The organism is Aerococcus sanguinicola (genome assembly GCF_008726925.1).
In the GTDB taxonomy this organism is placed as follows: Bacteria; Bacillota; Bacilli; order Lactobacillales; family Aerococcaceae; genus Aerococcus.
This window is the reverse complement of sequence record NZ_VYWO01000001.1, coordinates 212503-235298: the sequence shown is the minus strand read 5'-3', so window position 1 is coordinate 235298 and position 22796 is coordinate 212503. Positions and strand designations below refer to the sequence as shown.

Genomic DNA, 22796 nt, shown 5'->3' with positions numbered 1-22796 from the left:
ATTTATCATAACAAACAAAAAAGCCCCATACACTAAAAAATAGTGCATAGGGACGATTCAATCGCGGTTCCACCCTACTTCCGGCAGCTTGCCGGCACTCTTTAACCTGGCATGCTCTAACCTGCCTTAGAATTCTTTTGCCTACTTTCACTATCTAGGCTCGCTTAAGGGGAATTCCTTATTCGGTTATCTTGGCATGCAATATATACGTTTACTATACTCGATTTTACTTGTTACCGTCAAGGGGATTTATCATTTTTTCCAGTTGGTCAATGAAGGACCGGCTCTTCAGATGGATGCCCACATATTCCTCATAGAGCTCATCAATCGCTGCGCGCAAGGCCTGCTTATTGGCGGGCTTGAGCTGGACCGATCCCAGACGGCTGAGGTCGACTTGGCTGAGATGCTGGATGAGATAAGCGGTCCGCGGACTCCAATGTAAGCGGCGGGGATCCTTATCAAAGTGGCGCTGACACAAAAAGCCCGCATACTTCATGGAATAGTCCAAGGCCGTATCCGCCTGACCGCAGAAGACACAGGCCTTGAGATTGGGCATAACGCCAAATTGGGGCAGGAGCTGGAGTTCAAAGATATTCGCTACGACAGCTGGATCCTTGCCCGCTTCAACTTGGCTCAAGGCTTGCCAGAGTAAGTCAAAGAGGATGGGATTAAGCTCACCATCCTCCAAGGCAGCATCCAAGAGGCCCGTCATGTAGCTGGCATAGGCGTTCACGCTGATATCCTCCGTCGTCAAGCGGGGAAAGTGACTGTCCTGTACATCGTTTAGGAAGCTCAGGCCCGACGCATTAATCTGGCCAATAAAGTGGCCGCGAACAAAAGCGAAGGCAGCGGCTCTCAAAGGATTTTTTGGCCTTTGGATATTACGCAGGAAAAACATCCGCTTACCATATTCCCGGGTGAAGATCTTGACCAACATGTCCTTCTCCCGGTGCTTGCGTGTAAATAAAATAATGCCTGCAAATCTTTCCGCCTGCACAAAATCCCCTCTAGTTTCTAATAATCGTGTTTGGTATTATAGCCAAATTCCTTGAGCAGGGACTTCTTGTCCCGCCACTTCTTCTCCACCTTGACCCAGAGCTCTAAGAAAACTTTAGAGCCTAGCAAGTTTTCAATTTCCTTACGGGCACCTGTCCCGATCGACTTAATCATCTTGCCCCCCTTGCCGATGATAATCCCTTTTTGGGACTTTCTTTCGACAATAATATTGGCATAGACATGGACCCGGTCCAGTTCATCTTTTTGCATCTTGTCGACAGTAACCGCTACGGAATGAGGAATTTCTTCCCGGGTCTTAAGTAAGATCTGCTCCCGGATCAATTCGCTGACGACGAAGTATTCCGGATGGTCCGTCAACTGGTCTGCTGGATAGTATTGGGGCCCTTCCGGCAAGAGGTCTTCCAGCTTGGCAATGAGCCCTTCCACCTCGCCTGAATCCAGGGCTGACAGAGGGATAATTTGATCAAAGGCTTGCGGGTTGGGAATGTCTGCCATATAAGCCGCTAGCTCTTCTCCAGAGACCTTGTCCGTCTTGTTGACAATGAGGAAAGCCGGACTTTCCCGGTCCTTAATCTTATCCATAATGAAGCGGTCGCCGGGGCCAATCTTCTCATCGGCACTGACCAGCATCAAAATGGCTTCGACTTCATCCAAGGCCTGGTAGGCACTCTGGAGCATGTAATCGTCCAATTCATTCTTAGGCTTGTGGATGCCCGGCGTATCAATAAAGATCATCTGGCTATGTGGGCTCGTATAGATGGCCTGGATCTTATTGCGGGTAGTCTGAGCCTTGTCACTCATAATCGCTACTTTCTGTCCGACAATCTGATTCATAAGAGTCGACTTGCCGACATTGGGTCGCCCGACAATGGCAATAAAGCCTGATTTAAATGTATCGTGTGTGTTTTCCTTCAAAATTTTTCCTCACTTTATTAAAGAATATAGGAACCAAAAATAACAAATCCAACAAAAATAGCCACTAGGGTCATCAAAAGAACGGTCCCAGCTGCCACATCCTTGATGGTCTTGACCAGGGGGTGGAAATGGTCCCCGACAACGAGGTCACAGAGCCACTCCATACTGGTATTAAAGAGTTCAGCTAGGAGGACCAAACCACATGCCAAGGCAAGCAGGGCCCACTCGCTCGGCCTCAAGCCGAGATAGAGACCAACCGCCCCGAGCAAGGGCACCATGGTCAATTGGAAGCGGAAATTCCGCTCATTTTTGAGTGCGAAGCGCAAACCGTCATGGGCATGGCCCAGGGCACCAAGAAAATGCCGGTTTTTGCCGACTTGTTCCTTATTCTGATCGTTTGAGTCCATAATTATCTAGAATCTCTCTTTGTAAAGCAAACATTTCCTTCTCGTCATCATCCGTCATGTGGTCATAGCCGTTGAGGTGGAGGAAGCCGTGAACCGTCAGGAAGCCAAGCTCGCGTTCAAAGCTATGGCCGTATTCCTCAGCCTGGGCTTTGACCCGGTCTAATGAAATAAAGAGGTCCCCGAGTTCATAGGGCATGCCTTCAGGAAGCTCTAAAATTTCAAATTCATCCGCCACCTCATCATTAATGGCAAAGCTAATGACATCGGTTGGTCGGTCCACTCCCCGGTAGGTCTTGTTGATCTCGTGGATCTCCTCATCGTCTACGATAGTTACCGACATTTCAGTTTGCTCGCCTAAATTGAGGTAGTCACTGGCATAGGCCAGGAGTTCTTGGACCATTTGGGCATGTTCGGGCTTAAGGGCCTGGGTTTTATCCGTAAATTCAATTGTTAACATGGCGTCACCTGCTTCTTTGACTTAATCTTAATTTTCATAGGCTTGAATAATGGCAGCCACAACTGGGTGGCGGACCACATCCGAGGTATCGAAGGAGACGAAGGCAATATCGGACAAGTCTTTGAGCTTGTTTTGGGCATCGATCAGCCCAGACTTGACGCCGCGTGGCAGGTCGATTTGTGTCCGGTCCCCGTTGACAATCATCTTAGAACCAAAGCCTAAACGAGTCAGGAACATCTTCATCTGGGCGATGGTCGTGTTCTGGGCCTCATCCAGGATAACAAAGGCATCATCCAGGGTCCGCCCCCGCATATAGGCTAAGGGGGCAATTTCAATCACACCCCGCTCGATCAACCGCTCGGTCTGCTCTAAGCCATAGATTGCATAGAGGGCGTCATAGATCGGCCGCAGATAGGGGTCAACCTTCTCTTTCAAGTCACCGGGTAAGAAGCCCAGACTCTCCCCTGCTTCCACGGCCGGACGGGTTAGAACAAGACGTTTGACTTCCCCTTTTCTCAGGGCAGAAACAGCCAGGACCACAGCCAGATAGGTCTTTCCAGTCCCGGCTGGTCCAATCCCGAAAGTTACCGGATGCTTCTTCACCGCATCGACATAGCGTTTCTGACCGGCAGACTTGGCTCGAATCTCCTTACCGTCGTAAGTTTTCCCGATGGCTTCATCGTAGAGGTTGACGAAGTAAGAGAGGGTCCCCTTCTTCGCCATCTTGATGGCGGTCACGATATCAGCTTCTTCCAGCACCTGGCCCTTGAGCAGTAAGGCTTCTAAGGTCTTGATTAAATCAATAATCTGTGGGCCTTCCGCCCCCTTGACCACCACCTCATTTCCGCGGGCAAAGACTTCCGCCTCAAAGCTCCGCTCCAAGAAATCTAAATGACGGTCCTGGCTGCCAAAAATTTGCTGGGCAATTTCTGGATGATCAATCTGGTAAGTATATGTCGCATCTGCTGCTGTCAAATGTGCACGGCCTCCTTCTTCTATTTACTTCAAAGTATACCAAATATCTGGATAAAATACGAATGAAATTGGACCAAGCGGCCTGACTTAACCGGCTTAAAAAGAAAAAAGCCGGAACCCCAGGCTCCAGCTTGATTCTTGGCAGTTAACCTGCCTTGGGAATTATTTTAATAATTCTTTGACGACTTGTTGAATCTCGGATCCAGCAGCTTGCCCTTTCATACGAGCAACAGCCTGACCCATTACCTTACCAAAATCAGCCTTGGATTGGGCATTGGTATCTTGGATAAGATCCTTAACCACTGCTTCAATCTCATCGCGACTTAATTGTTTAGGTAAGTACTTCTCAACATAGTCGAGTTCAGCTTCAGTCTTCTCAGCCAAGTCTTCGCGACCGGCTGCTCGAAATTCCGAAATCGAATCCTTGCGTTGCTTCAACTCACGAGAAAGCACGGTCATTTCCTGGTCCTCAGTTAAAGTTCCGCCTTCCTTGATTTCTTCATTCTGAACTGAACCCTTAAGCATTCTCAAGACAGATAAAGCTGTCTTATCTTTAGCTTTCATGGCTTGTTTGATATCTTGATTTAACGCATCAATAAGTGCCATGAATTCGCCTCCTATCAGCTCATAGATAAATTAGTATTTACGTTTACGAGCAGCTTCCGATTTTTTCTTACGACGAACTGATGATTTTTCGTAATATTCACGTTTGCGTGCTTCTTGTAAAGTACCTGACTTAGAAACCGTGCGTTTGAAGCGACGAAGAGCATCATCAAGAGATTCGTTTTTACGAACTACAGTTTTTGACATGAACAATACCTCCCCTCGTTTCAACCTGTCATTTTCCCTATGAAAATGTACATCGTTCATTATAGCTTTTTTCTTCCGTGCCGTCAATTTTTACTTGAAGTTTTTTTCAAAACGGCATTCTTCCCATACTTGCAAGAAGTTTGAGGGCTATTTTAAGGGCAATGTGCTATAATATAATTAAAATATCGTGATAGAAATGAGAGATGAATCATGTTTAAATTAATGAAAAAGGTGCCGGGCGGCTTACTTCTCGTCCCGATGCTGATCAGCGCTCTTTTTTATACTTTCTTCCCGGGACTTTTTGAAATTGGTGGGGCAACCGAGGCCCTCTTCACCTCTAAAGGCTTGGACTATATTATCGGTTTTGCCTGCTTGTGCTCGGGTACCACACTTAAGCTCAATACCATCCGCGTGGTCCTCAAGAAGGAAGGGATTTTGATCCTTTGTAAGATTATTCTTAATGTTTTACTTGGCTTCCTCTTCTTCAAGTTCTTCGGTTTAGCTGGGATCTTCGGCATTTCCGCGATTGCTTATATCACGACCATCGCCTCAACTAACCCTTCCCTCTTCTTAGCCTTAGAAGAAGAGTACGGGGCAGAGAGTGATTCCGCTGCTTTTGGCTTGTTGGCCGTCCTCTGTACGCCAGCCTATCCCATGTTAGTCTTCAGCGTGTCCCAGGCAACACCAATCAACTGGATGCCGATTATTTCAACCCTAATTCCAGTGGTCTTGGGGATTATTATTGGGAACACCGACCAAAAACTGGCGGACTTCCTAAAGCCTGGTGCTGCCCTCTCCCTCCCCTTCATGGGCTGGGCTTTCGGTGCGAATATTAACCTGGTGAATGCCCTCAAGGCAGGAGGGCAAGGCATCCTCCTCACCCTCCTCTTCTATATCCCGATGGTGGTTATCTTAGTCCTAGTCGAACGTTACCTCTTAAAAGACGACGGGGTGACCTCGCTGGCTATGTCAACGATCGCAGGCATGTCGGTTTCGGTTCCCGCTCTTATCGGCGCAACCAATCCAGCCTACCAGCCCTATGTTGATGCTGCGACCGCCCAAATTGCCTTTGGTGTGGTGATTTCTTCGATTCTCACCCCTATCATTGCCAAGTGGCTCTTCGGTCATCCGGGACAGGCCCAACATCACCAAACACAAGCTAGCAAAAATCTTTAAGCGAGCAAGTTAAAAAGGCTCCTAGTCAAAGCATTGACTGGGAGCCTTTTCTTATGCACGGTATCTTTAGTCTTCAATGGTAAAGTTAAAGCTGGCTGCATTATCTTCGCTAGATGTGCCGACATAGAGGGTGAATTCGCCCTCAGGGATTACAAAGTCGCCTTGGCCCCGGTCCCATACCGATAGGGGATGGTGGGTGGCTTTCGGATCGATTGTTATCGAAATCGCCTTGGAACGGCCAGCTTCTAAGTGAACCTTCTGGAAAGCGATTAAACGCTTAGGAGGTTGTTGGTCTTCTGGAATACCGAGATAGACTTGAACCACTTCTGCCCCATCGCGGTCTCCCGTATTGCTGACAACAGCTGTGACTTCAAAAGCCTCCTCTTTGCCTTGGTCTTCAGAACGTTTTAAGGCCAGGTCAGAGAGTTCAAAGTCCGTATAGGATAAGCCGTAGCCGAAGGGGAAGAGGGGCTCGATGTCATTGGCTTGGAACCAGCGATAGCCCATTTCTAGACCTTCCGAATAGCGGATAACCGGATAGCCATCGCCTTCATCGACACCAGGGTGGCGTTCAGGGTGGTCATAGTAAAGGAGGTCTTCTTCTTTCTTGGCATAGCTGGTTGGGACCTTACCCGATGGATTGGCTAAGCCAAAGATCAGGTCGGCTGCCACGTGGCCATCTTCTGTCCCTTGGTTCCAAGTTTCTAAAACAGTATGAGCTTGGTCAATCCAAGGCATAAGAACCGGCGTGGAGTCCTTTAAGACTAAGACCGTTTGAGGGTTAACCGCCAATACTTGTTCAACCATAATATCTTGTTGGTTTGGCAGGCTAGGTTTGGCTAAGTCGAAGCCTTCTGAAGCGACGATACCGGCCATCATAATAACCAAATCAGCTTCCTTAGCCTTAGCAAGGCCTTCTTCAATATTCGATAAATTATCTGCAACAATAAAGGTCTCAACTTCTGACTTGGCACCCAGCTCGCTGAGCTCATCCCTCAGGCCTTCTTCGGGTTTAACCGTGTAGATTGGTTCAACCTTGGAAGACCCCCCGCCCCCATTGCAGGCTTGACCAGCGAATTTCTCTTGGCCTAAGAGGAGGATGTGGTCATAGTCAGCAGGATCAACAGGCAGGAGTTTGTGGTCGTTCTTCAATAAGACAGCTGAAGCTTGACCGATCTGACGTGCCCGCTCACCGTGCGCCTTGGCGTCAATTTCACCAGGATTGTATTCCCAATCGAACTGGTTGAAGCGGAACATCTGGGTAAAGCGGCGGATGAGGGCCCGGTCGATGGTCTTCTCTTCTAGACTCTGGTCTTCAAGGGCGGCCTTGATATTGTCTTCATTGAACCACTTGGCATCAGGCATCTCCAGGTCGAGCCCGGCATTCAGCGAAGGCGCGGCGGACCGGGTGGACCAGAAGTCTGATTGCACATAACCCTCGAAGCCCCATTCGTGGCGGAGGATTTCGGTTAGGGTCTCCCGGTATTCGGTCCCATAAACCCCACGGATCCGGTTATAGGAACTCATGATAGCGGAGATCTTACCGTCTTTGACTAACATTTCAAAGGGTAATAAGTAAAGTTCCCGCATGACTTGGTCAGAAGCTTCCACACTGTGGCGGAAACGTTCATCTTCTTGGTCGTTGAGGACAAAGTGTTTACCCATGGCAATCACATCATGGCTCTGGATGGCCTTGGTTACTTCTACCCCCATGCGTCCACTGAGATAAGGATCTTCTGAGAAGTATTCGAAGTTCCGGCCTGAAATGGGCAGGCGGTGGAGGCAAACAGCTGGGCCTTCGAGCACATGCTGACCCAGAGTCCGGGTTTCGCTCCCAATAATATCCCCGTATTCATAGGCTAGTTGGGGGTCAAAGGAGGCCGCAACTCCAATCGTCATAGGCAAGGCCGTCGCCTTAGGACTAGGATAGCCGTCCCCCATTCCGACTCCTACAGGGCCATTGGTTACCCGCATACGCGGAATGGCGTAGTCTTCATTTTCTTTAACATGGCGTTCAACCCGCAGCTGGGTCATCTGTTCTTCGTACTCTTCTTCAGATAAATTCTGGATGGCTTCCATATCAATATTATAGATATTGATGGTCTTCATCCCACCGTGCAATTGGCCAATCTTATCTTCTAAAGACATGGCAGCGACCAAGGCCTCTGCGCGTTCCTTAGGGGATTTGGAGTAGTCTAACCAAACGTGTTCTGTCATTTTCGCATCTCCTTTTCCATTTATGCTAGCTTTATTATAACACTCAAGGACCATAAAATAATAAAGAAAGCCATTTCCTGATAGAATTTGAAGCTGATAAAAAAGTTTAAAGCCTTTTCTATTAAGAAGGCGCCTAGGTTAAGAATTTGGTCCCTGTTGAAAGCAAAGATACTAGGCAAAATGAAAAAAGACCCAACCAATTCCTTCATCGGTCAGGCTTTTAATTGCTTAAAAATATTAATTTTTTTACTTTGGATTACAACTAATTGTTCTACTTTCGGCTATCTTTTTCTGCTAGGATCATCAAGCCTCCGCTCACTAATAGGACAAGTATACCAAAGATAAAATTGACGATTTTATCTTGAAAGAAGGGTGACCCGAAAATCAAAAGACCAAGTACAAGCACCAGCATAAAAGCATGGTATTTATTTTTCATATTTCCACCTATTAAACCCATCTATCTATTAATATATTGGCTCTACTAAATACAAGTTCATTTTATCAAAAAAACAAACGCTTTCAAGAGATGATACTAGCTTTTAATTATAATTTTTACTGTTCCTATACTATATATCCTATTTTTTTTGCTTACTACACTCTGCACACAGGCCCATAATCTTGAAGTCATGGCTGTGGATTTCTGCGCCTGGGACTTGGTTGGAGAAAAAGTCCAAGGGGCACATCTCCAGTGGGAAGGCCCGGCCACAGTTCTCGCAGATAAAGTGGTGGTGGTGGCCGATTTCAGGGTCACAGTGCTTGCGGAATAACATTTCCCCGTTGACATCTGTCTCTTCTAAGAAATGAAAGTCGCTAAAAAGCTTCAAATTGCGGTAGATGGTATCGAAACTCATGCCGGGATACTTGTCTTCCATGGCCTGTTGGACTTCTTTAGCCGTCAGGTACTGCCCCTCTGCCTGGTCGAAGGCCGCTAAGAGGTCAGCCCGTCTTTGCGTATACTTATAGCCCGCTTCTTTGAGTTCATCCATAGACTCTGTCACAAAATTCGTCATCGAAAAGCCCCCCTTTGCTGACCTGATTATAACACAGACCAAGCTCAAATGACTAATAATTCATCTATCTACCTACTGGGCCCCACTCAGGCCCTATGTTATAATAAGGCCACTAACAATGGAGGGTAAGCTAATGAGTGAAGACCAAATTAAAATGTTTTATGTGCTGTCGGACGCCGTGGGAACGATCGCCAAGGATGCCTTGAATAATGCCTTTGTCCAATTTCCAGACATTGACTATAAGGTGCGTATCTTCCCCTTTGTCCAATATCCAGACTATCTCAAGCGTATTCTAAAATCAGCCAAGGACTGCCAGGCCAGTATTGTTTCAACCTTTATCAAGGAAGACCTGGAAAACCTGGCCCAAGACTATTGTGAGGCGAATGACCTCTTCTATTACAACCTAATCGATCCCCTGGTCCAGCATATTGCCAAGGAGGCCGACCAAGCGCCGCGCCAGAAGCCGGGCAATAAAAAGGCTTTGGATAAAGACTACTACCGGCGGATCGAAGCCATCGAATTTGCGGTTAAGAATGATGATGGCAAGCACCCTGCTGACTTCAAGGAGGCTGACATTGTCCTCTTGGGGATCTCTCGGACATCCAAGACCCCGCTCAGCCTCTTTCTAGCCAACCAGGGCTACAAGGTCACCAACCTGCCCTTGGTGCCTGAAGCCCACCTACCGGAAGAACTCTATGAAGTCGATCCCAATAGAATCATTGGACTGACCAACGATGTCAATGTCCTCAACAAGTTTCGGCGAGAACGCCTACGCTCCTATGGTATCCAGGAGGTGGGCCGTTATAGTGACGACCGCCGCATCCAAAAGGAATTAGACTATGCGGATAAGATTTACGCTGAGCTCGGTTGTCCCGTAATTAATGTTGCCGACCGCAGCATCGAAGAAACGGCCACCCTCATCCTCATGTTCCTCAATTTCCAAGAATCTGACCCTGAAGACTAAGACAAAAAGGCCTCCAAACTGCTCTTTAATGACGGTTTGGAGGCCTTTTTGACTGTTTGATTAACTTTTAGCTTTGAAGCGACAATTTCTAATCTTAGAAGTTGCGCGTGGTTAAATCCGATTTTCTTCGTAAAGGAAGCGGAATTGGTCTAAGGCAACCACATTGGTATCGGTAAAGAAATCCATGAAATTCTGCCGCTTGGGGCTAACAACCACCAAGAGGCCAAGAATAGGCAAGTTACTTAGGATCAATTTACCCAGCCCCTCGCGGACAAAACAAGTGGAAAATTTGAGCCGGTACTGGTCAGCCTTAACGACTTGAAGGCGGAAGAGGGCCTTGCCCAAGGTCTGGCCGTTCAAGAGATAGGAAGCCAGACTAAAATAGACTAACAAGACGCCCTGGCCGACTAAATAAGTCACTAGCGGCCAGTGGACCAGGTAGCTATCAGGCAAGAAGGTCAGAAGGCAAGCCATGAGAATTGCTTGGCAGGCCCCCACAAAGATCAAGTCTAGGAGATAAGCCCAGAGCCGGATCCAGAAGCCGCCATAGAGCTTGCGGCTGAAGCCATTGACCATGTTGCGGTCAACATGGCGGCGGTAGGACAAGAGCAAGTCCTGGCCGGATAATTTTTGAGCCTTCTTTTGCCTGTTCTGGCGAGCCGCTTCAGCCTCCCCTTCTAAGCGCCCATGATAGAGCTCATCATTGAGTTGGGGCAATGGCCCTTGGCGCTTATCTTCGGTTTCCTTGGCCATAGCTAAACACCTCCATAGAGATAGTAAGCTTGAGGGGTGTTTTGGTGGAGGGCCTGGCCTTGGAGACTGTCCCAATTAGGAATTAAAGTCTTCAATTCCAAAGATTTGGAGAAGAGGCCGAAAATAGAGTCCATCTCAGAAGGCTGAGGGGTCACATCGACCACTTCGGCTTCTTCTAAGGACTGGTCTTTTTTGAGGGCTGCCAAGGCATCCGCTTGGTAGCCCATTTCATCCACTAAGCCCTGGTCCTTGGCTTGCTTACCGGAATAAACGCGGCCATCCGCTAATTTGCGGACTTGGTCCTCGTCCATGCCCCGCCCTTCAGCGACAATCCGGACAAATTCATCATAGGATTCCTTGATCAGCTCGTCAAAGATCTTCTTCTCTTCATCTGAAGCCTCTTTAAAGGGGCTGCCCATATCTTTCTGGTCGCCAGACTTGTAGACGTCCATCTTGAAACCATGTTCATCCATGAAGTCCTTAACATTGAGAGAGGACATAATCACGCCGATGGATCCGGTCGTGGTGTTGTTATCCGCATAGACCTTATCCCCAGCCATGGAGATCATGTAGCCTCCACTAGCCGCCATCGATCCCATGCTGACATAGATAGGCATGTCCCGGCTCTCTTTTAAATCTTTTAAGGCCCGGTAGAGTTCCTGGCTGTGGTAGGTCGTTCCCCCTGGCGAATCGACCGCAAGGAGCAAGGCCTTGACGCTATCATCATCCTTGAGGTCAGCAATTTGGTCTAAGACCTCCTGGTGGCGGTAGCCTGCCCCTTGGAAGCGACCGCCTTCTCCGGTGTCTGCGATGGTTCCTTCAACCTTGAGAACAGCAATCCGTTGCTGAGGATTTCCCTTCTCAAGCACTTTCCCTTGGCCTGCAAAAGGCTGGGTCACTTCTTCCCAGTTGATTTCTTTGAGCCGTTCTCGGTTTTGCCGGTGGCTAGCGACTCCAAGAATCAGGAGCAGGGCTGCCACAATGACCAAAATCCATGATTTGGCTTTCATTTACAAGCTCTCCTTCCTTTGTCCTTTGCCTAATGAACTAGTCGACATCAATCCGGGTAACTTCAAGACTCAAGTCATTAAGTTGGTCTTGTGAGACTTCGCTAGGTGCATTTGTCAATGGGTCGAAGGCCCGGCCATTCTTAGGGAAGGCCATAACTTCACGGATATTATCTTCACCGGCTAGAAGCATGACTAAGCGGTCCAAACCAATGGCCAAGCCGCCGTGTGGTGGGAAGCCATATTCCAAGGCATCCAGTAAGAAACCAAATTGCTCACTAGCTGATTCTTCTGTGAAACCTAGCGCTTCAAGCATTTGCAATTGGATATCTTTTTGGTGGATACGGATAGACCCGCCCCCAATTTCATAGCCATTGAGCACGATGTCATAGGCTTGGGCATAAACTTCTTCCGGTTGGCTGCTTAATTTATCTAGGTCTTCTTTATTAGGCATGGTGAAAGGATGGTGCATGGCGTTATAACGGCCATCTTGTTCATCATACTCAAGCAATGGCCAATTTACGACCCAGAGGAAGTTGAATTGGTTCTTATCCATGAGGCCCAGTTCACGAGCGAATTTCAGGCGGATTTCAGACAGGGATTGGTGAACCACACTGGCCTTGTCCGCTAAGAAGAGGAGGATATCCCCGGCTTCAGCTTCTAGGCGGTCAACGAGAGGTTCTGGATTTTCTTTAAAGAACTTACCGATTGGTCCCGTCAAGCCGTCTTCACTGACCTTAATCCAAGCTACACCCTTGGCGCCGTAGGTAGAGGCAAAATCAGTCAGACCGTCAAGATCCTTACGGGAGTATTGGTCAGCTGCGCCCTTCACATTGATGGCTTTAACCATCCCACCATTTTCAATGGCTTGGTTGAAGACCTTCAATTCATACTGGCTAACTACGTCGGAAACATCCACTAATTTCATACCGAAACGGGTATCTGGTTTATCCGTTCCATAGTAGTTCATGGCGTCATCATAGGAAATAATTGGGAAATCTTCGGTAATTTCAATCCCACGTGTTTCTTTCATGATATCTTTAAGCATGGCTTCGACAATGTCACGAATTTCTTCCTGGCTCAGGAAGCTGGTTTCCAAGTCCACTTGGGTAAATTCAGGTTGGCGGTCGCCCCGTAAGTCTTCATCACGGAAGCAGCGAACGATTTGATAATAGCGGTCCATGCCTGAAGCCATTAAGAGTTGTTTAAAGAGCTGAGGCGATTGGGGTAAAGCATAGAATTCCCCGGGATGGACACGGGAAGGCACCAAGTAGTCGCGGGCCCCTTCTGGTGTTGACTTGGTCAAGTAAGGGGTTTCGATATCCAAGAAGCCTTGGCCTTCTAGGAAGCGACGGATGGCTTGGGTCACTTTCGCCCGGAGGACAATATTAGCATTCATTTCAGGGCGACGAAGGTCGACATAACGGTATTTCAACCGGATATCATCATTAACATCAATCCCGTCTTCGACCATGAAAGGAGGCGTCTTGGCCTTGTTTAGGATGGTCAAATCCTTCACCATCACTTCGATGTCCCCGTTCTTAATCTTAGGGTTGACCATGTCAGCATCCCGGTTGATCACCTCACCCGTCACCTCAATGACATACTCAGACCGCAATTTTTCCGCTTGGTCGAAGTGGTCACCGAGGTTTTCCACATTGAAGACCACTTGGACAAAGCCTTCCCGGTCTCTCAAGTCAACGAAGATCACGCCACCCAAGTCCCGGCGCTTTTGCACCCAGCCTTTGAGGGTCACCGTTTGACCAACTAAATCTTTCGATACATTCCCACAATATGTTGTACGTTTCATCGTATTCCTCCTTATGCTTCTGCATTAAAACTGGCAATAACTTCTGAAAATTGCTCTTTTATCTGATTGAGGAGGAATTTTTTCTCCTCACCTGAGGCCATGTCTTTAACATTGAGGGCCCCCTCCTCTAACTCACTCTCTCCCAGGGTAAGCACAAACTTAGCCCCTAACTTGTCCGCATCCCGGAATTGCTTGCCAGGCTTGCGCTGGCTATAGTCCAGCTGGCAGGAATAGCCCTGCTTACGGATTGCTTCGACCAAGGGAAGGCTTGTTTCGACCTGGATACCGGGAATAGTGACCAGGTAAAGGTCTAATGGATCGGTATCGGGCAGAGCGACTTCCTGAGCTTCCAAGAGAAGCATGAGCCGCTCCAAACCGATCGCAAAGCCAAAGCCTGGCACATCCTGCTTCCCTTCGGAGAGCTCCTTCACCAAGCCGGAATAGGAGCCCCCACCGCAGATAGTGGTTTCAGCCCCAAAGACTTCATTCTTAGTCATAATCTCAAAGATGGTGTCTTGGTAATAATCCAAGCCCCTTACCATATTGGCATCGATCCGGTAGGGAATCCCTAATTGGTCGAGCAGGCTTTGGACTAGGGCAAAGCGCTCTTTTGAGGCTTCCGATAAGAAGTCCAAAATGCTAGGGGCATCTTTGACAATGGCCTTGTCCTTGGGATCCTTACTATCCAGCACACGGAGCGGATTCTTGTGGAGCCGGGTCTTGGAGTCTTCACTCAATTGGTCTTCAAAGGGCTCCAAGTAATCAATCAAGGCCTGGCGATAAGTCAAACGTGAGTCTGCATCCCCCAGTGAATTGATCACTAATTCGAGGTCCGTAACCCCCAGAGCGGTCAGGATTTCCCAAGCCAGGGCGATGGTTTCCACATCGATTAGGGCTTGAGAATCCCCAAAGACTTCCACTCCTAACTGGTTGAACTGGCGTTGCCGCCCACCTTGAGGTCGCTCATAGCGGAACATTGGGCTCAGATAGTAGACCTTATAGGGGTGGCGGTGGTCAGGGCCATAGAGTTTGTTTTCGATATAGGCCCGGACAACAGGCGCCGTCCCTTCCGGCTTGAGGGCAATATGGCGGTCCCCCTTATCTTTAAAGTCATACATTTCCTTAGACACGACGTCCGAGGTCTCCCCCACCCCCCGTGCAAAGAGTTCATAGTGTTCAAACATCGGTGTTCGAATTTCACGGAAGCGGTAGCGGCTCAGGATCTCCCTGGCCTTATCTTCCACATAATGCCACTTGGCAATTTCTTCAGGTAAAATATCAACCGTTCCTTTTGGTCGCTGAATCATTCACATCCCCCTTAATCATTCCATAAAAAAATCCCTATCCCGAAAAACAGGATAAGGACGAAAGTTTCGTGGTACCACCTTAATTATTCTAGTGCTATCATCACTAGAAATCTCTAGCGCGTAACGTGCGCAACGGAGTCTTCACCCACCTCCAGAGTGTCCAACTTCAGTCGAAAATCAATGCTTGCACCTACCGCATTTTCTCTAGGCATTCTCTTCTCAAGTCATTCTCTTTCATCGGTTTTATCAGTAACTAGCTTAACCAATCTCAAGGCAAAAGTCAATTCAAAATTCCCCGGGCTCCTGTTTTTCTTAGACGAACCAGCAGGAATCGTTCCTCGGTCACACGCCATAGGAAAAAGATCCGGAACTAAGCGCTCCTTTAGCCAGTCAGATTATTTAGTCTTTTGAATTGCGCTCCCTTTAATTAAAGGGTAAACTTATAGAAAGAAGACATGAGAAAGGAGGTTGGCAATGAACTGGAAAGACCACTGGCAGGCCAGGCGCAGCCATTATTTTATCTATAGCATCTTGCTTGTCCTAGTCTTGCTGGGGGCTTTTTTGACGATTTTTCGCTTAAGCCAAAACCAGCAGCAGAAGACCCAAGCGGACCTGATCAACTTCCGCCAAGGCCCTGGCATTACCTATGATATAACAGAACAGATTAAGAAGGGAACGGCTTACCAAGTCATGGCGGAGGCGAATGACTGGCTCTATGTTCGCCTGGCCAATGGTCATACGGGTTGGCTGCCCAGCTGGCTCATGCCCCAGGGCCAAGATGATAAGGAGCGCGGCTTTATTGCCACTGTAATTGACGACCAGGTGCCCATCCTCTCGCAGGCCAAGGACGGGGACAAGCTTGGAGACGCTAAGAAGGGGGATAAATTCACCATTCTCTACCAAGACAAGGGCTGGATCCAGGTCCAGTTTCAAAATGAAACGGCCTGGATCGACCAGAGTGCCATCGACATCACGCCTGGGACCATCGCCAACGAATATATCGCTAGCTTGTCTGAGGATGAACAGGCAGCTGTCGATGCCCTGCTCAAGGATTACCCAGCCAAGGTTGTCGCCACAGCCGCTGGGGTCAATATTCGAGAGGCACCGACGAACGAATCCGATATTGTTTACAAGGGCAAGATGAACGAAGGCTTCGCCTACTTGGGCCAAGAAGACGTCTACTATAAGGTTAAGACCAAGGACGGGCAAGAAGGCTACCTGGCCAACTGGCTAGCTAAATCTGATGCCACAGAAATGGCCAAGAAGGCTCAGCAAGCGGAAGCAACCACTAGCCTCAACCAGAAGACCATTGTGCTCGACCCTGGTCATGGGGGCAAGGATCCAGGAGCTATTTCAGATGATGAAAAAATCTATGAAAAAGATGTCGCCCTGACCTCGGCCCTTATTCTTAAGGACAAACTGGAAGCAGCGGGCGCCAAAGTCATCATGACCCGGGAGGATGATACATTCGTCGAACTGGCTGACCGGGGCCGGCTTTACAATGAAGTCAATGGTGACCTCTTCTTAAGCCTCCATTATGACTCAGCAGCTGAAGCCACGGTTAGCGGCAATACCATCTACTACTACGATGAAGCTTCCATCCCCGTTGCCCAAGAACTCCAAGCCCAGCTCATTGAACAGATGAATGTTCCGAATAACGGGATTGAATTTGGAAACTTCCAGGTTATCCGGGACTCCCACCCCCCTGCTCTGCTCCTAGAGCTCGGTTACATGTCCAACCCTAACGATGTGCAGAAATTTAGCCAAAAAGACTACCATGAGCGGGTGGCCCAGGCAGTCTACAATGGCCTGGTCTGCTACTTCCAAGAAAGTGGAAGTCAAAGCGGCCAAAGTGCTCCTAACGCCGGCTCAGAGCCTAGCCCTTCAGCAAACTAATCTCAGAGCGCTGACAACTGGCTGAAAGCAGTCGTGTTCAGCGCTCCTTTTTTATGTCAGATAACTTGTCAAAAGACAATGCCCCCAAGACCTGGTCATTCGATCCAAGTCTTGGGGGCATTAGAATTTGAAGCTATTTTTCTGCTTAAGAGCTAGACTTGGCCTGGGCGTTGGTCCAAGTTACGGATGAGCCGGCCGCGCTGGTCATAGACATGGTTGCGGGCTTTCTGGCTGCTAGCCATGCTTAAGATAAGCCGGTCACGGTAGGGTTCAGCCAATTCATCGAAAAGAAATTCTTCATCGTGGAGGTTGTATTTCTTCCGGTTGGCTTCATTCTCACCGGCTGAACGCAGCTTGTATTGGCGGCTAGGCAGGTCTTTATCGCTTTCTTCCTCTTCTACACGGTAGACATAATTGGCATCGTCGTAAGTAATTTCAAGAGCGCCTGTATTGGTGCGTTCATAGTTGACATTGTTATACTTATCCTTCTGCAATTCCCACCAAGCCTTGATGCCCTCAATAGCTTCTTCTTCACTCGCATAAGAGCCGTGTTGTTTGCGGACGCCGTCGCGTTTGTTTTCCCAATAAACGGTATATATCGTCTGTGTCATAGTTAGTCTTCCTTTCTTTTTCTGGCAAGGGTCTCAGTCTTCTAACTGGAGTAAAGCGAGAAGGCTCGCCTTATCAATTTCGAGGTAGTCCCCCCGGTCAAGGTCTGGATCTAAGCTTAAGCCCCCCATTCGGATGCGCTTGAGATAGGTCACTTCCTTGCCGACCGCTTGGAACATCCGCTTGACTTGGTGGAACTTACCTTCATGGAGGATGAGACGGATCTGGGACCTGCCCTGGTCTGGATCAACCCAGTCGATGAAGAGTTCAGCTGGTAGGCAGGTCTCCCCCTGGTCAATGGCTAGGCCAGAAGCAAAAGCGGCTTGGTCCTCAGCTGTCACAATCCCCTCAATTTCAGCATAGTATTCCTTATCCACCTTCTTGCGAGGAGACAAGAGGTCGTGGCTGAGCTGGCCATCATTGGTCAGCAAGAGGAGGCCCTCCGTGTCCTTGTCCAAGCGACCTACCGGGAAGGGATCATAGATGTGAACCAGGTCTTCTGGCAAGAGCTCTGTCACGATAGCGGTCTGCCCGTCCTTAGTGGTAGACAGGTAGCCGGCTGGCTTATGCAAGATAAAGTAAATGAAGGGCTGGTAGCGAATAAGCTCGCCGTCCAAGCTGACTTTGTCGGTGTCTGGGACTATTTTATATTCGCCCTTTCTTACCGTCTCACCGTTAACCTGGACTCGGCCCTTTTTAATCGCCTGTTTAGCCTCCTTGCGGCTCAGTAAACTGTAATTCGCAATCAATTTATCCAGACGCATTCTCTGTCCTCCCTTCGCCATTGGTTTTGCTCTTATTCTATTTTAACATAATTTAGAGTAAAAAGCCTGTTTCCTGCCAGTTAAAAAGGAGACAGGACCAAAGCTGTCTCCTCAATCTATCTTCATGGGCTATTCGAATTAGAAGAGGCCTTCGATAGTGCCGTCTTCTTTAATATCCATCTTCATCGCAGCTGGTTCTTTTGGTAGACCTGGCATGGTCATCACGTCACCAGTCAAGGCAACGATAAAGCCGGCCCCAATCTTAGGCACGAATTCACGGATATGGATGTCGAAGTCAGTTGGACGCGCCACCTTGCTTGGGTCGTCTGTGAGAGAGTACTGGGTCTTCGCCATACAGATTGGCAAGTGGCCCCAGCCATTCTTTTCAAAGTCAGCGATTTGTTTTTCGGCCTTGGATTCATAAACCACACCGCGTCCGCCGTAAACCTTGGTGACGATAGCATCAAGTTTTTCTTTGATCGTGGTGTTTTCAGCGTCGTATAATGGTTTGAATTCAGGGTTGCCAGCTTGGTCGATTAATTCAACGACTTCCTTGGCGAGGTCCACCCCACCTTCGCCGCCATTTTCCCATACAGAAGCCTTAACGAATGGCACCTTGAGTTGGTCACAGGCTGATTCAACAGCTGCAATCTCTGCGTCGGTATCAGATACGAATTCGTTTAAAGCCACAACTACTGGCACATTGTAGCCTTGTATGGTCTCGATATGTTTTTCCAAGTTGACCACGCCAGCTTTCACGGCATCAACATCTTCACCCGCATCCTTCAATTCTTTCTTCGGAATGCCCCCGTGCATCTTCATGGAACGGATGGTGGTGACAATGACCACAGCATCAGGTGTCTTGCCTAGGTTAGGCGTCACGATATCCATGAATTTTTCACCGCCGAGGTCTGCACCGAAACCAGCTTCTGTTACAGCATAGTCCGCTAATTTCAAGGCAGCCTTGGTGGCAATAATGGAGTTACAGCCGTGGGCAATATTAGCGAATGGGCCACCGTGGACTAAGGCAGGGGTATGTTCTAAGGTTTGAACCAGGTTAGGTTCGATGGCATCCTTCATAATCAGGGTCATGGCACCCGCACAGCCTAATTGTTCAACGGTCACAGGTTCCTTGTCACGTGTTTCCCCGATTACGATCCGGTTGAAGCGATCTCTTAGGTCACTCAGGTCTGTCGCCAAGCAGAGAGCCGCCATCACTTCAGAAGCTACCGTAATGTCAAAGCCGTCCTCACGTGGATAGCCGTTGCCTGGGCCACCGAGCCCAACGACTACATGGCGCAGGTTCCGGTCATTCATATCAACCACACGTTTCCAGGTAATTCGGCGGTTATCGATATTCAAAGCATTGCCTTGGTGGATATGGTTGTCAATCACTGCTGACAATAAGTTGTTAGCCGTCGTAATGGCATGCATGTCACCTGTAAAGTGCATATTAATGTCTTCCATCGGTACGACTTGGGCATAGCCACCACCTGCAGCCCCACCTTTTAAGCCAAATGTTGGGCCAAAGGAAGGTTCGCGCAGCGCCACCATCGATTTCTTACCAATTTTTTGGAGAGCATCCCCCAATCCTACTGTAATGGTTGTCTTTCCTTCACCAGCCGCCGTTGGGTTGATGGCTGTCACGAGGATTAACTTCCCATCTTCCCGATCTTGGATTTGATCGAGGGTTCTTTGAGGAATTTTAGCCTTATAGAGACCGTATTGATCTAAGTCACTTTCTTTAAAGCCCAGTCCTTCAGCAATCTCAGTAATTCGCTTGGGTTCATTTTGTTGCGCAATTTGAATATCGGTTAACATATAATGACTCCTCCTTTAAAATTAACTACACACATTATATCATTTTTAAGCGCTTACACAAGTAGCTTGCTTGTTTTTTTAAGCACAGAATGTTTAGGAGAAAACATCTTAGCTATTGGACAAGAAGGATTATTATATAAGTTGACCATCTTCAAGTTTTTATATTTATACATTTATTGTATTTTTCGCTAAGTCACAAGATACGTCTTTTCTTATCAATTTTTGTTATAATGGTATTATTAGATTTAAAAGGAGGGCTTATCAAACGATGACCTTGCACCTGATTAAAGCAATAAAATATGCTGTGGCCACTTTTTTTGCGATCTTCCTCGCCCAGTGGCTCAAGCTCGACTATGCGGTATCTGCAGGTATCATAGCTATTTTAACCCTAGCGGATACCAACCAACAAACTGTTCACTATATCGGAAATATTAGCCTGGCCATGGTCCTAAGTTTGACCGTTGCTAGCCTGCTTTTTTATTACTTTGGCTTTGCGGTTTGGGTCTTTGCCCTCTATCTCTTAATTACCTATCCCTTGGCTGCTTGGATGAAGTCGGGCAATGCCATTGCCCCTTGTGCCGTCTCGGTCTCCCACCTGCTCTTGGACCAGACTGTCGCCTTTCCCGACTTGATGAATGAATTCTTACTCCTCCTCATCGGAACAGGCGTGGCCCTCCTCGTCAACTTCCTCCAACCCTCCCACCAAAAGGAAATGGCCCAGCTGAAGGAAGATATCGAAGATCGAATGCGGACAGTCCTCTGCTCCTATGCTGACCAGCTAGACCAGGCCAGTTTCTTCGGGCAAGATCGTTTCGTCATTACGCTCCATGAGCTCAGCCAACTCATCCAGGATGGCCAACACCTGGCTTCACGGGAGAATGCCAATCGGATGAACCAGGATACCCTCTACTACAAGCAGTACTTCAACATGCGCCAAGCCCAAACCAATGTCCTCTACCAGATAGCGGAGAGCTTACAGCGGCTGGACCAGAAAACTTCCCAGCACCAGGACCTTGCCCAATTCCTCATCCATGTTTCGGAACAGCTCAATGAGCGCAACCCTGCCCTGGGCCTAAGCGCTGAACTGGACCAACTGATCCATGCCTACCGGGCAAGTGAATTGCCCAAGACCCGCAAGGAATTTGAACTCCGCGCCACCCTCTTTGCCATCTTGACAGACTGCCAAAAATTCTTAAAATTAAAGAAAAACTTCTATTATGAAAGCAATTTTATCTATTCGCATTAAAAGGAGAGATTCGACATGAAAGAAGCCCTAATCAATATTGACTACACCAACGACTTTGTTGCAAGTGACGGCAGCTTGACCTGTGGCGAACCTGGCCAAGCCATTGAAGACAAGATCTGCGACTTAACCCAAAGCTTTATCCAGAAGCAAGAATTCGTTGTCTTCGCGATTGACAGCCACCAGACCGATGACCCTTATCATCCCGAGAGCCGACTCTTCCCTAGCCATAATATCCAAGGCAGCCAGGGGCAGAAACTATATGGACGTCTGGCTAGTATCTACCAAGAAGCCAAGGACAAGGCCAATGTTTACTACATGGAGAAGACCCGCTATTCAGCCTTTGCCGGAACCAATCTCGATATGAAGCTGCGGGAACGGCATATCCAAACCCTCCACTTAGTTGGTGTCTGTACCGATATTTGTATCCTCCACACGGCTGTTGATGCCTATAATCTCGGTTACCAACTCGTTATCCACCCCCAAGCTGTAGCGAGCTTTAACCAAGCAGGCCATGACTGGGCCCTGACCCACTTTGAGACTTGCTTAGACGCTAAGATTGTCGACTAGATCAACAGACTAAGATTGATAAGAAGGAGTCTTATTATGAATTCACGGCAAGAAGTCCTTGACTACCTCCTAGAAGCGGAGGGAGCCTACCTATCCGGACAAAAACTGGCAGAGCAACTGGGCGTTTCCCGCAATGCCATTTGGAAGGCTATCCAAACCCTCAAAGACCAGGGTTATCAAATCTCTTCCACCCCCAATAAGGGCTACCGGCTGGAAAAATTGAGCCAGGACTTGGATCCCCAACAGATTGACCACTTCCTCCAAGAGGCACTTGGCCCTGTCGACATCACATATGATGTTCGCCCCAGCATGAGCTCAACCAATGACCTCATGAAGGAAGCCCTCGCTCAGCCCCACTCGGACTATCTCTTATACGCCACCCAGCAGCAGACCAAGGGGCGAGGCCGCCGGGGCAAGGCCTATTTCTGCGACTTGGCGGAGGGGCTTTACTTTACCCTGGCCCTCCATCCGCAAAAGATCAAACTCCAAGATGTGCCCATGTACACCATCCTAGCCGCGACGGCCGTGGTCGAAACGATTGAAAGTTATGTCGATGACCAGTGCGAGATTAAGTGGGTCAACGATATCTTCTACCACAAGCGCAAGGTTACAGGCATCCTGAGCGAGATGATCACCTCCATTGAAGCTGCCGATACCTCTGCCATTATGATTGGCATTGGCCTCAACCTAGCCGGATCCTTCGCTAATAGTGACCCCGCCGTCCAAGAGGTAGCTGGAACGATCTTTGGACCCAAAACGCCGGATAATTTTAATATCAACCAATTTCTCGCCCAGCTGGTCAGTCGTATCCTAAGCTACCATGCCCACTTCGACGACAAGGCCTTCTTCCCCCTCTACAAGGACCGGCTCATGGGCGTGGGCAAAGAAGTTTCTTACCAATACAATGGCGACTGGCAGTCCGGTATTATCGTTGGGGTCAACCCAGAAGGCCAGCTGATCATCGCCAAGCCCAACGGCAAAAAAGAAATCCTCTACGGCCAAGACATCCACTTCTCCAGCCAACAATTCCGTAATTTATAAAAGGGTGTGAGAGGATGCGGGAGAAAG

At 48.5% G+C, this 22796-nt stretch carries 23 protein-coding genes; 6 read left to right on the top strand and 17 right to left on the bottom strand.

What is annotated here, in order from left to right; all coding sequences use genetic code 11:
* Window positions 1-226 precede the first annotated feature (226 nt).
* The 7 genes from recO to rpsU all read right to left on the bottom strand — a co-directional run bounded on the left by recO (window position 227) and on the right by rpsU (window position 4581).
* Window positions 227-997 (bottom strand): DNA repair protein RecO, encoded by a 771-nt coding sequence (gene recO, locus F6I03_RS01225; protein ID WP_070430842.1) that lies wholly within the window; start codon window positions 995-997, stop codon window positions 227-229.
* Between the two features lie 17 nt (window positions 998-1014).
* Window positions 1015-1932 (bottom strand): GTPase Era, encoded by a 918-nt coding sequence (gene era / locus F6I03_RS01220; protein WP_070430843.1) that lies wholly within the window; start codon window positions 1930-1932, stop codon window positions 1015-1017.
* A 17-nt stretch (window positions 1933-1949) separates the two neighbouring features.
* Complete coding sequence (locus F6I03_RS01215) at window positions 1950-2339, bottom strand: diacylglycerol kinase (protein ID WP_070430844.1); 390 nt, start codon at window positions 2337-2339, stop codon at window positions 1950-1952.
* Window positions 2317-2796: an rRNA maturation RNase YbeY gene (ybeY, locus tag F6I03_RS01210; RefSeq protein WP_070430845.1), complete on the bottom strand. Its 480-nt coding sequence runs from the start codon at window positions 2794-2796 to the stop codon at window positions 2317-2319. Before ybeY ends, F6I03_RS01215 begins: the two co-directional genes overlap by 23 nt.
* Before the next feature lie 27 nt (window positions 2797-2823).
* Complete coding sequence (locus F6I03_RS01205) at window positions 2824-3771, bottom strand: PhoH family protein (protein WP_070430846.1); 948 nt, start codon at window positions 3769-3771, stop codon at window positions 2824-2826.
* A gap of 162 nt (window positions 3772-3933) precedes the next feature.
* Window positions 3934-4377, bottom strand: coding sequence for a GatB/YqeY domain-containing protein (locus tag F6I03_RS01200; RefSeq protein WP_070430847.1), 444 nt, complete (start codon window positions 4375-4377; stop codon window positions 3934-3936).
* A 30-nt stretch (window positions 4378-4407) separates the two neighbouring features.
* A complete protein-coding gene (rpsU, locus tag F6I03_RS01195; RefSeq protein WP_150983039.1) occupies window positions 4408-4581 on the bottom strand; it encodes a 30S ribosomal protein S21 in 174 nt (57 codons plus the stop codon).
* A gap of 210 nt (window positions 4582-4791) precedes the next feature.
* Between rpsU and F6I03_RS01190 the strand changes: the two genes are divergently transcribed.
* A complete protein-coding gene (locus tag F6I03_RS01190) occupies window positions 4792-5757 on the top strand; it encodes a 2-keto-3-deoxygluconate permease (protein ID WP_070430848.1) in 966 nt (321 codons plus the stop codon).
* 66 nt (window positions 5758-5823) lie between these two features.
* On the opposite strand, the gene F6I03_RS01185 is transcribed toward F6I03_RS01190, so the two are convergent.
* The 3 genes from F6I03_RS01185 to F6I03_RS01180 form a co-directional block, all read right to left on the bottom strand.
* Window positions 5824-7974 (bottom strand): beta-glucosidase, encoded by a 2151-nt coding sequence (locus F6I03_RS01185; protein WP_070430849.1) that lies wholly within the window; start codon window positions 7972-7974, stop codon window positions 5824-5826.
* 271 nt (window positions 7975-8245) lie between these two features.
* Entirely contained in the window at window positions 8246-8410 is a 165-nt protein-coding gene (locus tag F6I03_RS09705; protein ID WP_168160470.1) for a hypothetical protein, read from the bottom strand.
* A 139-nt stretch (window positions 8411-8549) separates the two neighbouring features.
* The gene (locus tag F6I03_RS01180) at window positions 8550-8984 is read right to left on the bottom strand and encodes a Fur family transcriptional regulator (protein WP_070430851.1); all 435 of its coding nucleotides are present in this window, start codon (window positions 8982-8984) and stop codon (window positions 8550-8552) included.
* 133 nt (window positions 8985-9117) lie between these two features.
* Here F6I03_RS01180 and F6I03_RS01175 point away from each other — a divergent pair, with 133 nt between their 5' ends.
* Complete coding sequence (locus F6I03_RS01175; protein ID WP_070430852.1) at window positions 9118-9948, top strand: pyruvate, water dikinase regulatory protein; 831 nt, start codon at window positions 9118-9120, stop codon at window positions 9946-9948.
* A gap of 111 nt (window positions 9949-10059) precedes the next feature.
* Here F6I03_RS01175 and F6I03_RS01170 read toward each other — a convergent pair whose 3' ends face one another.
* From F6I03_RS01170 to hisS, 4 genes are read right to left on the bottom strand one after another with little or no spacing between them, the layout of a single operon-like run.
* Entirely contained in the window at window positions 10060-10701 is a 642-nt protein-coding gene (locus tag F6I03_RS01170) for an RDD family protein (protein ID WP_070430853.1), read from the bottom strand.
* A gap of 2 nt (window positions 10702-10703) precedes the next feature.
* The gene (gene sppA / locus F6I03_RS01165) at window positions 10704-11711 is read right to left on the bottom strand and encodes a signal peptide peptidase SppA (protein WP_070430854.1); all 1008 of its coding nucleotides are present in this window, start codon (window positions 11709-11711) and stop codon (window positions 10704-10706) included.
* A 37-nt stretch (window positions 11712-11748) separates the two neighbouring features.
* Window positions 11749-13518 (bottom strand): aspartate--tRNA ligase, encoded by a 1770-nt coding sequence (gene aspS / locus F6I03_RS01160; protein WP_070430855.1) that lies wholly within the window; start codon window positions 13516-13518, stop codon window positions 11749-11751.
* Window positions 13519-13529: 11 nt separating this feature from the next.
* Window positions 13530-14825 carry a histidine--tRNA ligase gene (hisS, locus tag F6I03_RS01155; protein ID WP_070430856.1) on the bottom strand — a complete coding sequence of 432 codons (1296 nt, stop codon included), beginning with the start codon at window positions 14823-14825 and terminating at the stop codon, window positions 13530-13532.
* A 474-nt stretch (window positions 14826-15299) separates the two neighbouring features.
* Between hisS and F6I03_RS01150 the strand changes: the two genes are divergently transcribed.
* Window positions 15300-16721, top strand: coding sequence for an N-acetylmuramoyl-L-alanine amidase (locus F6I03_RS01150; RefSeq protein ID WP_070430857.1), 1422 nt, complete (start codon window positions 15300-15302; stop codon window positions 16719-16721).
* A 152-nt stretch (window positions 16722-16873) separates the two neighbouring features.
* On the opposite strand, the gene F6I03_RS01145 is transcribed toward F6I03_RS01150, so the two are convergent.
* From F6I03_RS01145 to F6I03_RS01135, 3 genes are all read right to left on the bottom strand, one after another.
* On the bottom strand, window positions 16874-17332 hold the full coding sequence (locus F6I03_RS01145; protein ID WP_070430858.1) for a hypothetical protein: 459 nt from the start codon (window positions 17330-17332) through the stop codon (window positions 16874-16876).
* 33 nt (window positions 17333-17365) lie between these two features.
* A complete protein-coding gene (locus tag F6I03_RS01140) occupies window positions 17366-18094 on the bottom strand; it encodes a pseudouridine synthase (protein ID WP_070430859.1) in 729 nt (242 codons plus the stop codon).
* A gap of 138 nt (window positions 18095-18232) precedes the next feature.
* Entirely contained in the window at window positions 18233-19915 is a 1683-nt protein-coding gene (locus F6I03_RS01135) for a formate--tetrahydrofolate ligase (RefSeq protein ID WP_070430860.1), read from the bottom strand.
* A 268-nt stretch (window positions 19916-20183) separates the two neighbouring features.
* Between F6I03_RS01135 and F6I03_RS01130 the strand changes: the two genes are divergently transcribed.
* From F6I03_RS01130 to F6I03_RS01120, 3 genes are read left to right on the top strand one after another with little or no spacing between them, the layout of a single operon-like run.
* Entirely contained in the window at window positions 20184-21161 is a 978-nt protein-coding gene (locus tag F6I03_RS01130) for an aromatic acid exporter family protein (RefSeq protein ID WP_070430861.1), read from the top strand.
* A gap of 15 nt (window positions 21162-21176) precedes the next feature.
* Window positions 21177-21728, top strand: a complete 552-nt coding sequence (locus tag F6I03_RS01125) for a cysteine hydrolase family protein (protein WP_070430862.1) — start codon at window positions 21177-21179, stop codon at window positions 21726-21728.
* A 36-nt stretch (window positions 21729-21764) separates the two neighbouring features.
* Window positions 21765-22769: a biotin--[acetyl-CoA-carboxylase] ligase gene (locus tag F6I03_RS01120; protein WP_070430863.1), complete on the top strand. Its 1005-nt coding sequence runs from the start codon at window positions 21765-21767 to the stop codon at window positions 22767-22769.
* Window positions 22770-22796 lie beyond the last annotated feature (27 nt).